This window comes from Flavobacterium artemisiae, assembly GCF_042678225.1.
GTDB lineage: Bacteria > Bacteroidota > Bacteroidia > Flavobacteriales > Flavobacteriaceae > Flavobacterium > Flavobacterium artemisiae.
In genome coordinates this window covers 65,162-78,999 of record NZ_JBHUDZ010000007.1, presented here as the reverse complement: position 1 = coordinate 78,999, position 13,838 = coordinate 65,162, and the positions used below count along the sequence as shown (strand labels likewise).

Here is a 13,838-nt window from a genome sequence, read left to right as displayed (position 1 = left end):
TTTTACCATTTAATTATATAATCACTACTATGAAAGTTTAGAGTTATAAAAACAATCTACTGCTTATATTCAGCAGTAGATTATTTTTTATTATTGCGGAAGATAAATATTGAAAACAGCTCCTTCCATTGGTTTGGCAGACGCGGTAATTATTCCGTTATGGTTTTCAACTATTTTTTTGACGATCGCGAGACCAATTCCGGTTCCGTTATAAACGTCTCTGCTGTGCAGTCTTTGAAAAACACCAAAGATTTTTTCGCTGTATTCAGGTTCAAATCCTATTCCGTTATCCTGAAAAATAATATGGCAGTAGTTTTCTACAGGTGCTAGATTGAGAACATCTAAATCTTTTCCGTTAACCATTCGGCTTGTAATTTCAATTTGCAGCGGAATCTCTTTTTGTGAAAACTTCAAAGCATTATTCATAAGATTTTCAAGTAACTGAATAAACAGAAAAGGGATAATAGTTACATTGCCATGAATATTGGTTTTTATGAGCGCTTTTTTTTCTTTAATATTTTCACGAAGCGCTTCTTTGACATTTTCTATTACAATATTAAGATCAATATTTTCGAAAACGCGATCTGTAACATTGGTCTGCGAAAAATTTAAAAGATCATTTATTAAATCCCGCATTCGATTTGTTGCGTACAATATGCGATCAAATTTGATACGACCGTCTGGACTTAGATTATCATATTCTTTTGCTAGAAGAATATTGGTAAAGGTTTGAATCTTTCTTAAAGGTTCCTGAAGATCATGACTCGAAATATGTGTAAAAGCATCTAATTCAGCATTTTTCTTTTTTAGTTCAGTGGCGTATTTTTCTATAGCATTATATTGTGCTTCTAATTCTTCGTTGGCTTTTAACAGTTTCGCATTCAGAATAGTTGCTTCTTCTTCTTTAATTTTGAGTTCCCTATTTTTTTTATACAATTCTGTAAAAACCATAACTTTTGCCTGAAGTATTTCCGGAGACAAAGGTTTTATCATATAATCAACCGCACCAGCTTGATATCCTTTAAAGATATAATCTGTTGTATTCATATTTGCCGTTAAAAAAATGATAGGAACCTGTTTCAATTTATCGCTTTGACGGATCATTTCGGCGGTTTCAAATCCGTCCATAAGCGGCATCTGGACATCCATCAGAATAATAGCAAAATCCTGACTTTTAAGCAGAATTCGAAGGGCATCTTTTCCAGAGTTCGCTTCAACAAATTCGTAACCTCTGTCGGCCAAAATGATTTGGAGCGACATAAGGTTTTCTTTTTTGTCATCGACGATTAATAATTTAACCGGATTTTCAATGGGAGTTTTCATAATCTACGGTTATTTTAACCATACTCTCATTAAAGAGGATAGTTGTTCAACATTAACCGGTTTGGTTATATAATCTGATGCCCCAGACTCGATACAGCGTTGTCTGTCTCCTTTCATTGCTTTTGCGGTTACGGCAATAATGGTCAAATCTTTGTGTTTGATATTTTTTCTAATGATTTTCATTGTTTCATAACCATCAAGTTCCGGCATCATAATGTCCATTAAAACAATATCAATTTTTAAATTCTGATTTAAAATTTCTACTGCTTCATGACCGCTTTCTGCACTTATAACTTCCAATCCAAAAGGTTCTAGTGCTGTTGTTAAGGCAAACAAATTTCTAACATCATCATCTACAAGAAGCACTTTTTTATTGATTAAAATATCTTCTTTAAAATAATAAGTTTCTATTCTGTTTCTCATGCTTTCTGGTAGTTCTTTATGAACTCGATGCATGAATAATGCCGTCTGATCTACCACTTCATCAATTGACGAAGCACTTTTGGTGATAATACTATGTGCAAATCGGTTGATTTTACTGCGTTGTTTCTTATTTAAATCTCCTGCAGAATGTATAATAATGGCGGTTTCCTGACCAGCAATATTATTTTCAAGATCACTAATTAAATCCATACCGTCTGCATCTGGCAATACAAGATCCAGAATAATACAGTCAAAAGAAGTTTCTTTTATGAGTTCAACCGCTTCTTTGGCTGTTAAGGCTGTAGAAATACGAATATCATCTCCTTTGACGGCTTCATGAATACGCTTTAATTCCATTTCATTATCATCAACAATAAGAAGATTTTTTTCTTGTCTGTTTTTAAAATGCTGTACGTCATTAAAAAGAGAAGTAAGTAAATCATTTTTTACAGGTTTAACCAAAAAGTTTCTCGCACCTCTTTTCAAACCTTTATTGCGTTCATCTTCCCCAGAAATAATATAAACAGGAATATGACGCAGCGTAAAATCGGTTTTCAAACGATCAAGAATTTTCCAGCCGCTGGTGTCCGGCATATTTAAATCCATCGTAATAGCGTGCGGTTGAAACTGATTGATGTAATCTACAATATCATTTCCGCGTGTAGTCACAATGGCTTTAATACCGTGCTGATGCGCTCTTTCTAATAAAACCTTGGCAAAAGTAACATTGTCTTCTGCAATTAAAATTAATTTATCGTCCGGTTTAAGATCATTACGATCATCGCCAATTTCATCAGCAAAATACAAATCCATGTCTGATTTTTTGAAACTCGAAGACGGAAGCGATTTTAAACGGCTTTTACCAGCATGAATAACATTTGTTTCATCATTAACATTAATGTCTTGCAGTTCTGGAAGATGAACAAATTTTAAAGGAAGGAATAATGTGAATTTACTTCCAATATTGGTGTCGCTTTCCAATTCGATACTTCCTCCCAATAAATCAGAAAGACCACGACTGATGGATAATCCTAAACCAGTTCCTCCATATTTACGGCTTGTAGAACCTTCCGCTTGTTGGAAAGCTTCGAAAATAATGTTTTGTTTTTCTTTAGAAATTCCAATTCCAGTATCCGAAATTTCAAAAGCCACCACAGCTTCAGCACTTTCAAGACTGCTGTTTTTAGTTTTCCAGTTATTTTGAGCTTTATAAATATTTAATTTAACGCCTCCTTTTTCGGTAAATTTGAAAGAATTGGACAGCAGGTTTTTTAGAATTTGGTTCAAACGCTGCGAATCTGTTTCCATAGCATCCGGAAGATTTTGATCCATTAAAATTTCAAAATTCAGATGTTTGGCTTCCGAAATCGGATTGAAAGTAGAAGCCACAAATCGGCTGATTTCGTCAAAAGTAATCGGATTGTAATCAATAGAAATATAACCAGACTCAATTTTAGAAAGATCCAGAATATCATTAATTAATTGAATAAGGTCATCACCGCATGCATTTATCGTTTTTGCAAACTGAATTTGTTTTTCGGATAAATTACCGTCACGGTTAGCAATTAATTCGCTGGCTAAGATTTGCAAACTGTTAAGCGGTGTTCTTAACTCGTGCGACATATTGGCCAAAAATTCCGATTTGTATTTGGATGTCAAAGTCAGCTGATCGGCTTTTTCTTCCAATGCTTTACGGGCAACCTCGACCTCTTGGTTTTTAACCTCTACTTCTTCTTTTTGGTTGGCTAATAAAATAGCTTTTTCTTCTAGTTCTTCGTTGGTGTTTTTTAATACTTCCTGCTGACTTTTTAACTCGCTGGCAAGCGATTGAGATTGTACTAAAAGCTCTTCTGTTCTTGAATTCGATTCGATTGTATTAATAACGATACCAATACTTTCTGTTAATCCTTCTAAGAAATCGAGATGCGTCTGGCTGAAAGTGTCCAGAGAAGCAAGCTCAATTACAGCTTTTAATCTTCCTTCAAAAAGTACTGGAAGAATAATGACATCTTTTGGTCTGGCATCACCCAATCCAGAATTAATTCGGATGTAATCTTTTGGAACATTACTCAAAATAATTCGTTCTTTTTCTATCGCCACCTGACCAATCAGACCTTCACCCATTGCGTATTGGGTAACAGAATCTTTTCTTTTGATGTAAGCGTATGAAGCAATTAAATTCAGTTTAGAATCCATGAATTCTTCGCCTTCTTCCAAAATATAAAAAAGTCCGTGTTGCGCAGTTACAACCGCAGCAAGTTCGGATAGAATTTTCTTGGTAACCGAATTAAGTTCTTTTTGTCCTTGAAGCATTTGGGTAAACTTAGCCAAATTCGATTTCAGCCAGTCTTGTTCCTGATTTCTTAATGTTGTTGCTTTAAGGTTTGAGATCATTTGGTTGATCGTATCTTTAAGCGCCTCAACTTCTCCTTTTGCTTCGACACCAATAGTTCGGGTTAAATCTCCCTGCGTTACGGCAGAAGCAACCTCAGAAATTGCACGTACTTGGGTCGTTAGATTTGCGGCTAATTGATTTACGTTTTCCGTTAAGTTTTTCCAAGTTCCAGAAGCACCTGGAACGTTTGCTTGGCCTCCCAGTTTTCCTTCGGCACCCACTTCACGTGCTACCGTTGTCACCTGATCGGAGAAGGTAGCAAGTGTATCAATCATTTCGTTGATGGTATCGGTTAATTGAGCAACTTCACCTTTAGCATCAATTGATAGTTTTTGCTTTAGATTTCCTTTTGCAACAGAAGTTACGACTTTTGCAATTCCACGAACCTGACCCGTTAAATTCGAGGCCATTACGTTAACAGAATCCGTTAAATCTTTCCATGTTCCTGCAACACCTTTTACTTCAGACTGACCTCCAAGTTTTCCTTCGGTTCCTACCTCACGCGCCACACGCGTTACCTCAGAAGCAAATGAATTCAGCTGTTCCACCATCGTATTAAAAGTGTTTTTCAAATCTAAGATTTCACCTTTTACGTCTACGGTAATTTGTTTAGAAAGGTCACCATTAGCAACGGCTTTGGTTACATCGGCAATATTACGAACCTGACCTGTTAAGTTAGATGCCATTTGATTAACTGAGTCCGTTAAATCTTTCCAAGTTCCTGCAACTCCAGGTACAAACGCCTGACCTCCCAATTTTCCTTCGGTTCCTACCTCACGCGCCACACGAGTTACCTCAGAGGCAAAAGCACGAAGCTGATCCACCATGGTATTTACGGTTTCTTTTAATTGAAGAATTTCCCCGCGAACATCGGCAGTAATTTTTTTAGACATATCTCCGTTCGCAACCGCAATGGTTACATCGGCAATGTTACGCACCTGAGTCGTTAAGTTACCCGCCATTTGGTTAACAGAATCGGTCAAATCTTTCCAAGTTCCAGCAACTCCGGGTACATTTGCTTGTCCTCCCAATTTTCCTTCGGTTCCTACCTCACGAGCCACACGAGTTACCTCAGAAGCAAACTCACGAAGCTGATCCACCATTGTATTTAAGGTTTCTTTTAATTGAAGAATTTCGCCGCGTACGTCAACCGTGATTTTTCGTGACATATCTCCATTAGCCACCGCAATGGCCACATCGGCGATATTACGTACTTGCGCGGTAAGATTTCCTGCCATTTGGTTAACAGAATCGGTCAAATCTTTCCATGTTCCTGCAACTCCTGGCACATTAGCTTGACCTCCGAGTTTTCCTTCTGTACCAACTTCACGCGAAACCCTTGTTACCTCCGAAGCAAAACCTCGAAGCTGATCCACCATGGTATTAATTGTATTTTTTAACTCTAAGATTTCTCCTTTTACGTCAACGGTAATTTGGAGCGATAAATCTCCTTTTGCCACCGCTGTCGTCACTTCGGCAATATTACGCACCTGACCAGTCAAGTTAGACGCCATTTGGTTTACAGAATCGGTCAAATCTTTCCAAGTTCCGCCGACACCTTCAACCTGTGCTTGTCCTCCTAATTTTCCTTCTGTACCCACCTCACGCGCCACACGGGTAACCTCAGAAGCAAACGAGTTCAGCTGGCCCACCATGGTATTAATCGTGTTTTTCAGCTCTAAGATTTCTCCTTTGGTATCCACGGTAATCTGGCGGGATAAATCTCCTTTTGCTACGGCTGTTGTCACTTCGGCGATATTACGTACTTGTCCCGTAAGGTTAGACGCCATTTGATTAACGGAATCGGTCAAATCTTTCCAAGTTCCACCGACACCTTTTACTTTCGCCTGACCTCCGAGTTTTCCTTCTGTACCCACCTCAAGAGCCACACGCGTCACCTCAGAAGAGAACGAGTTCAGCTGATCTACCATCGTATTAATGGTTTTCTTTAATTCTAGAATTTCTCCTTCGGCTACAGCTGTAATTTTTTTAGATAAATCGCCATTTGCCACGGCTGTTGTTACTTCGGCAATATTTCGAACCTGACCAGTTAGATTAGACGCCATCTGGTTAACAGAATCGGTTAAATCTTTCCAAGTTCCGCCGACACCTTTTACTTTTGCTTGTCCACCGAGTTTTCCTTCAGAACCTACTTCACGCGCCACACGTGTTACCTCGGCACCAAAAGAATTCAGCTGATCCACCATGGTATTGATGGTGTTTTTTAATTCAAGGATTTCTCCTTCAACACTTACGGTAATTTTTTTAGATAAATCTCCTTTCGCAACGGCAGTTGTTACTTCGGCAATATTACGAACCTGTCCTGTTAAGTTGGATGCCATCTGGTTTACAGAATCGGTAAGGTCTTTCCAAACCCCGCCGACACCTCGAACTCTTGCTTGTCCTCCCAATTTACCTTCAGAACCTACCTCACGTGCCACACGCGTTACCTCAGAAGAAAACGAGTTCAGCTGATCCACCATCGTGTTAATTGTATCTTTTAATTCTAAGATTTCTCCTTTTACGTCAACGGTAATTTTTTTAGAAAGGTCGCCTCTTGCCACCGCCGTTGTTACATCGGCAATGTTACGAACCTGTCCGGTTAAGTTAGACGCCATTTGGTTTACAGAATCTGTTAAATCCTTCCAAGTTCCGCCGACACCTTTTACCTGCGCTTGTCCGCCTAGTTTTCCTTCTGTACCCACCTCACGTGCCACACGCGTTACCTCAGAAGAGAACGAGTTCAACTGATCCACCATTGTATTAATGGTGTTTTTTAATTCCTGAATTTCTCCTTTTACGTCAACGGTAATTTTTTTTGATAAATCGCCTTTTGCCACCGCCGTTGTTACGTCGGCAATATTACGAACCTGTCCGGTTAAGTTAGACGCCATTTTGTTTACCGAATCGGTCAAATCTTTCCAAACACCACCAACGCCTCGTACTTTGGCTTGACCTCCCAATTTTCCTTCTGTACCTACTTCACGTGCCACACGCGTAACCTCCATCGAAAACAAATTCAGCTGTTTTACCATTCCGTTTACCTCTTTGGCAATTCTAAGAAATTCTCCCTGCAATGGATTTCCTTCAATAGATAAAGGCATTTCCTGCGATAAATTTCCTTTGGCAACAGAAGTAATTACGTGTGCAATTTCGATCGTTGGGTGAACAAGATCCGAAATCAAGGTATTAACAGAATCAATACAAGAACTCCATGAACCGCGGGCTCCGTCCAAAACAACTCGATTAGTCAGTTTTCCTTGCTTACCAATACTTTTTCCGACTTTTTGAAACTCAAAAACCATTCGTTCATTCAAGTCGATAATTTCATTTAATGTATCGCAAATCGATCTTTTTATTCCGTCTTGATCTGTTGGAAAACGCTGCGAGAAATTACCATTCTTGACTTTCATCAAAATCTTCAAAAATTCGGCATCAGTAAGAATGCCGTCTTCACTTTGATTTTTTTTGCTTTTTTGACTAGTCGGTTTTGTGTCGGTAACAACAGGCATTGCTAGAAGCGCCTTGTTTTTCGACGGTTTATCGATATGTTTTGACTTTTTCATTTTGCAGTGGATTGATTTAGGTTTATGTTTTGGATTTTGGGGTGATGTATGGTGCGATTAAAACAGATTGAAATGGCTTAAATCAGGTATTTTCATTTAATAAAATTTTACGCAGATGAAATTGAACAAAAGCATCCATAGAATCTGATCTTTTGGTATTGTCGTTATAATTGAGCGGTTTTATAATATAGCCCGAAATGCCTAATCCTTCGGCTGTAGTTCTATCAATACTTTCAGAAGAAGTTGTCATTACAAATACCTTTAAATCTTTTAAATCGGCATCATTTCGGATAATTTTCAAAAACTCTATTCCGTTCATTTTTGGCATGTTAATATCAAGAAAAATAACATCTGGACTTAGAGGATTTTTTTCATCCCTAAGTAATTTTAATGCTTCAATTCCGTTGTAAGCCGTATGTAAAATATATTTGATTTCTAGTTTTTTTAAGGAACGTTCTACAGAAATAGTATCCAGTTCATCGTCTTCAATTAATAAAATGTTCGCTTTTCTCATGTTGTTTTATTATTTCGCCAGGTAAAAGTAAATTCAGTTCCTTCTCCGGGTTTAGATTTTACGTGTATAGTTTCTCCTTGATCATCAATAATTTTCTTGACAATTGCCAATCCAATTCCAGTGCTTTCAACTTCGTTTTTTTCGCGTAAAGTCTGAAAAATTTCAAAAATTTTATGATGATATTCGTTTTCGATACCTAAGCCGTTATCTTTTATTGAAAATTCGTAGACATTTAAAAAAGTTTCGCATTTTATGATAATCGAAGCATTTTCGGTTTTCGCATATTTTACAGCATTGCTTATCAGATTAGAAAAAACTTGTTCTAGTTTTAAGCGTTCTGTAAAAATTTGAGGCAGATCAATTATTTCAAGTTTAAATTTTCGAGGAACTATAGACTGTGTAATTTCGTGTACGAGAGTATTAGTGTCAACAAGTTCCGAAGCTGTTTTCCGGCTGATACGTGCATAATCTAAAAGACCATTAATCAGCGCTTCCATACGCTGGGTTCTTTTGGGAATTATGTTGAGGTAATTTTTTAATGCGGGAGAAAGTTCTTCAGACAGATCTTCTTCGATCCAAGTAATAACATTATAAATACCTCGAAGCGGGGCTTTTAAATCATGAGAAACGACATAAGCAAATTTTTCAAGTTCTGCATTTTTGTTTTCCAGATCCAGAATGTTTTTTTCGAGACGTCGTGACATTATATTTAAAGACGAAGCAAGAGCGCTTAATTCGTCATTTTTATGATCTTCAACAATTGTAAATCGGCCTTTTGATATAGTATCGGCCACACGAACCATCGAATTAATACGATTTGTGATTGTAAAGACGATATATGTCGTACTGCAGATTCCTACTACAATGGTTAACGAAAGAAATATTAAAGAATAGGTTCGTGTTCTGTTTAGAGAATCCAAAAGCATTTCGCTGTGATGTCTTCGTGTTTTGTATTCTATTTTATCAAATCTTTTGAATTTTTGTGTAATAGCATCATTGATATTTTTTCCAACGTGTTTCTTGAGTTTGTTGTCTAATAGATTTTGATACATTTCTGGACTTTCCTTTCGGGCACGAATTAATTCGGTAGTATAGTTCAGCCAGTAAGTATGAAGAATATTGATAGAATCTAAGATCATACGCTGTTTCATTTCATCATCTATAAGAAGACGCTGTTCAGCTAGAAACTCAGGGACTTTTTTGATACCGGTGTAATAAGATTCTAAAAAGGTACTGTCATTTGTTAATAGATAACCGCGAACGGCACTCTGCATTTCCAGAATTGCTCTATGGGTTTTGTTTGAATTTCGAATAACTGCTTCTGATTTTGAAAGATACAGCGAATTGTGCTGCACCTTAAGAGACAGCCGGTAATTGGTATACGAATCTGCAACAGATAGTAAGATTATGATTGTAAACGCTACTATTATTTGTGTTGATAATTTCATTGTCTGACTACAATTACAATAAGATTTTATAATAAAAACAGCAGCGCAATAACTGTTTTAAGAAGCAAAATTGATGATAATGGTCTAATAATGCATCTAGATTCATTAGGCAATGTAGTGCGTTAAAATTTTCTTTAGTTCATCAAAATTGTTCGGTTTTGAAATATAATCGCTGGCGCCATGATTTTTGGCCTTGATTTTAATTTCATCGTATTGTGAAGTAGAAAAAATGATAACGGGTATATTTTTTACATTCTCTCTTTTTTTGATTTCGGTTAAAAATTCAAAGCCAGACATAAGAGGCATGTTTAGATCTAAAAATATCACATCGGGAATTACTTCCATATTGATTAATTTTTGAAGAGCTATGAGAGGGTTTTGTATTCCCGTATAGGAAGCGCTGGATATAGCATGTACCGCATCCATAAAGAATTCGCAGTCATCCATGTCGTCATCAATCTGCAGTATGTTTTTGTAAACCATTGTTTTAAATTTCGTTGTGTTTTTGAAAAAGGTAAAAAACGGCTTATAATTGCTGTTAGTACAAATGACAGACATACAATTTTTTTAAGATTTAAAATCTGCAAGTGCTACAACAGAAAAGGTGACTTTTAGGTTTTAGTTTTATTCAAATTACTGGCAAATAGACTTAGAGAATTTTCTCAAGCATGTTTTTTGGTGAGTGAAATGTAATCCTAATTCGACAAACACTCTTATATAATTGCGGAGTGGCGTTATATAATTTACATGTCTGTTAAAATGGTAATTATATAACTTCTTTTTTACGCATTAGAAGTTTCTTTTTGGTCATAATTTCTTATTTTTAGAAAACTAAATACTAAAATAAGTAAGTATGATTTTAGTTGTTAAGCGATTATTGTCTTTTATATTACTCTTGACCTTGCTGATAAAACCAGAATCGGTAACAGCGCAGCTTTTAGGCTCTGCAAAAACTGCTGTAGAAGAACCTGCCAAAACTCCAGAGGATTCTCTAGGAAGAAGAACGCCCCAGGGAACTGTTAACGGATTTATTAAAGCTATTGGAGATCAAAATTACCTGCGTGCCAGCCAGTATTTTGTTTTAAGTAAACGCTCGTACCGAAAAACTGCAGAAAGAATACGAATTGCCAAAACTTTTCAGCTTCTTTTAGATCAGGGTGGTAATTTTTCTCCGTCTTCTATTATTAGTAATAAAGAATTAGGACGAATAGATGATGATTTATCTACAGGCGTCGATCTTGTCGGAAATATTTCTACCGACAAAACAGCGATTCAGCTTTATTTAGAAAACCAATCCGATGACAGCCAGCCTGCTTTATGGCTTTTTTCTGCCGAAACCATAGAAGCAATTATGGCTGCTGATATTAAAGGAGAGAAGACGTTTTTAGATCGAATATTGCCTAATATTTTAATAGAGAAAAAACTCGGAAATGTTCCCATTGGGCATTGGGCAGTTGTTGTCGTCATGACCGTTGTTTGTTATTTACTCTCGAGGTTTTTAATTTTTTTGTTTGTTTTTCTAATACAGAAATTATGGAGAAACGCTGCGAGTGAAAAAGGTACGGCCATAATAGAAGCTTTTACACTGCCGGTGCAAATGTATCTTACTGTAATAGTATTTGTCGCTTTAACGCAGCGAATGGGAATTTCGATAATAGTTCGCCAGCGTTTCAGTATCATTATAATCACGATCGGAATCTTAGCTTTTTTAATACTGCTTTGGAGAATGACCGATTTTGTGACCATGTTTACCCGAAGCAGAATGAATAGGAGAGGGCGAATCTCTGCTGTTTCTGCCATTTTATTCTTGAGCAGAGCGACCAAAGTTGCTATTGTTTTTATCGGAATCATTGCGATACTCGGAATTATCGGAGTAGATGTTACAGCTGGACTTGCCGCATTAGGAATTGGAGGTATCGCGCTCGCATTAGGAGCACAAAAAACAATAGAAAATTTTGTTGGAAGTGTTAGTTTAATTGCAGATCAGCCATTAAGAGTTGGAGATTATTGTCGAGTGGATGATATTAAAGGAACTGTAGAATCTATCGGAATGCGTTCTACGACACTGCGAACTGCAGGAAGAACTATTGTAACGATTCCGAATGGACAATTATCGGCTAGTAAAATTGAGAATTTTGCGCATCGTGATCGTTTTATATTAAATCCCATATTTAATTTTAGGCTGGATACAACTCCCGACCAAATTCGATATCTGTTGGTAGAACTACGATCTTTATTGTATGCACATCCTTCTGTACTCAATTTTCCAACGCCAAATGTGCGTTTTACAAGTATTACGACAGATGCATTAAAAATTGAAATTAATGCTTATATCGAGGCCGCAAATTTTGATATATCGCAAGAAGCGCAGGAAGATATTTTGCTGCGAATGATCGATGTTATAGAAAAAAGCGGTGCATCTTTAGCTTATCCGTCTCAGACACTTTATGTTGCGCGCGAAACGCCATTGTCCAATGAAAAATCGGAAGCCGTTTCTGAAACCGTAAAAAAATGGAAAGAAAATAACGAATTGCAGGTTCCTAAATTTGATCCAAAAAGAATCGAAGAATTAAAAGGCACTATCAAATATCCCGATGACGGAAGCTTTAAGCCAGAAGAAGATTATAACTTATAAAACAAAAAAAAACTGATGAGGTTTAGCTCATCAGTTTTTTTTATTTAGTCAATTTTAAAACCGTCGTCGGAAAATGTATCTACATCTTTGTCATTTTCGTCATAACGCTCGGTAAGATCATCGTCAATATCATTTGAGTCAATTTCTTCCTCCTCCCAGTCATTTTCGTCGTATTCCGAATTTAGATAATCAGTCATATAAAGATCTTCGAGATCGCTAAGTTTAAGAGAGAAATAATTTTTTGGCTTTGAATCTTGAATGTTGTTTGGCAGATAGTTACGATCAACGTTACGCGATTGTCCAGAATAGTGGGAGTTTTTAGCTAACATATAATTTTTTTTAGATTAATAGTAAAGTTTAAGTTCTAATAAAATTAAGAAAAAATCCAAATAATACCTTACATAATTTTATTTATATGTTGTGGAATTTTCATCTTACATGAAATTTTTAACACTGTAGTACAGTGTTTTACGGATTTGTATATTTATATTTGAACATAAAATTAATCGTCCAACTAACAAATCTTTTGCAATGGAAAAAATTATACAATTAAAAGTGAGAAAAGATTTGGATCCGCACCAACAGCTCACTATAATCAAATTAAAAGGAAGCCTGATATCAAAAGGCTATACTGAGATTATTCATATTCTTGATCAGGACGATGAATTTCATATCAATACTTTTGAGACTGCAGCGGGACAGCGAAACGAAGTACAGCAGTACATAACTGCGTTTATAAATGCCGAGAATCTTTTAGATTCGATTTCCTTAAAATAAACAAACACGAGTTTAAAAAAAAGCTGTTGAATCTTTCAACAGCTTTTTTTTTAGATTTTAGATTTTAAATTTTAGATTTTGGATTTTGGATTTTGGATTTTTGGAATTTGGAATTTGGATTTTTTGGATTTTGGAATTTGGATTTGTGGATTTTGGAATTTGAAACTTGGAATTTTTCAGAATTTATTTCAAACAAATACAAAAATGCTTTACTTTTGTGGCGAAATATAAAACAAGCAATTGAAAAGGTTATTAATCATAGTACTTTCCGTTTTAATCTTATCGCCATCTTTTGGCAGCTTGTTTGTTTATGCTTCATTCAAAATCAATCAGAAAGAAATTGCGCAGACTATTTGTGTGCAGCGTAAATCTGTTTTTAATACTTGTAACGGTCGATGTGAACTTCAAAAAAGCATCAAAAAATACGCCGATAACGAAAGAAAAATGCAAGACAGCCTAAAAGATAAATTAGAGGTAGTCTACATTCAAAACAATACAGAAATAAATTTTACTATCATTCCTGTAATCGAAACAAAAGAGAAATCTTCTATTTTGTTCGAAAAGAAACCTATCGGGGCTTCTAATCTTACTTTTCACCCTCCGGTCTATTTCGTATAGGTCAAAGTTTTAATTTTTCAATTTTTAAAATCCAAATTCCAAATCCTATTGGAGTAGACTGACGTATTCACACGTTTTAGGATTTAATAAAATGGTGCATACGCCTATTTTGCGAACTGAATTTTTGATCTTTTCCCTT

Annotated in this window: 9 protein-coding genes; 3 read left to right on the top strand and 6 right to left on the bottom strand. The window is 36.2% G+C overall.

What is annotated here, in order from left to right:
- Positions 1–90 precede the first annotated feature (90 nt).
- From ACFSC2_RS05590 to ACFSC2_RS05570, 5 genes are all read right to left on the bottom strand, one after another.
- Positions 91–1,323: a sensor histidine kinase gene (locus ACFSC2_RS05590; protein WP_379816423.1), complete on the bottom strand. Its 1,233-nt coding sequence runs from the start codon at positions 1,321–1,323 to the stop codon at positions 91–93.
- 9 nt (positions 1,324–1,332) lie between these two features.
- A complete protein-coding gene (locus tag ACFSC2_RS05585) occupies positions 1,333–7,707 on the bottom strand; it encodes a HAMP domain-containing protein (RefSeq protein WP_379816422.1) in 6,375 nt (2,124 codons plus the stop codon).
- 82 nt (positions 7,708–7,789) lie between these two features.
- Positions 7,790–8,221 carry a response regulator gene (locus ACFSC2_RS05580; RefSeq protein ID WP_379816421.1) on the bottom strand — a complete coding sequence of 144 codons (432 nt, stop codon included), beginning with the start codon at positions 8,219–8,221 and terminating at the stop codon, positions 7,790–7,792.
- Complete coding sequence (locus ACFSC2_RS05575) at positions 8,218–9,669, bottom strand: sensor histidine kinase (protein WP_379816420.1); 1,452 nt, start codon at positions 9,667–9,669, stop codon at positions 8,218–8,220. The genes ACFSC2_RS05580 and ACFSC2_RS05575 overlap by 4 nt, the downstream gene beginning before the upstream one ends.
- A gap of 105 nt (positions 9,670–9,774) precedes the next feature.
- Positions 9,775–10,227: a response regulator gene (locus ACFSC2_RS05570; RefSeq protein WP_379816419.1), complete on the bottom strand. Its 453-nt coding sequence runs from the start codon at positions 10,225–10,227 to the stop codon at positions 9,775–9,777.
- 295 nt (positions 10,228–10,522) lie between these two features.
- On the opposite strand from ACFSC2_RS05570, the gene ACFSC2_RS05565 reads away from it, so the two are divergent.
- Positions 10,523–12,304 carry a mechanosensitive ion channel family protein gene (locus tag ACFSC2_RS05565; protein WP_379816418.1) on the top strand — a complete coding sequence of 594 codons (1,782 nt, stop codon included), beginning with the start codon at positions 10,523–10,525 and terminating at the stop codon, positions 12,302–12,304.
- Positions 12,305–12,348: 44 nt separating this feature from the next.
- Here the strand turns inward: ACFSC2_RS05565 and ACFSC2_RS05560 are convergent, their stop codons facing one another.
- Positions 12,349–12,633 (bottom strand): hypothetical protein, encoded by a 285-nt coding sequence (locus ACFSC2_RS05560; protein WP_379816417.1) that lies wholly within the window; start codon positions 12,631–12,633, stop codon positions 12,349–12,351.
- A 202-nt stretch (positions 12,634–12,835) separates the two neighbouring features.
- Here ACFSC2_RS05560 and ACFSC2_RS05555 point away from each other — a divergent pair, with 202 nt between their 5' ends.
- Together ACFSC2_RS05555 and ACFSC2_RS05550 are read left to right on the top strand one after the other, a co-directional pair.
- A complete protein-coding gene (locus ACFSC2_RS05555; RefSeq protein ID WP_379816416.1) occupies positions 12,836–13,081 on the top strand; it encodes a hypothetical protein in 246 nt (81 codons plus the stop codon).
- A 240-nt stretch (positions 13,082–13,321) separates the two neighbouring features.
- Positions 13,322–13,699, top strand: a complete 378-nt coding sequence (locus tag ACFSC2_RS05550) for a hypothetical protein (protein ID WP_379816415.1) — start codon at positions 13,322–13,324, stop codon at positions 13,697–13,699.
- The last annotated feature ends 139 nt before the right edge of the window (positions 13,700–13,838 follow it).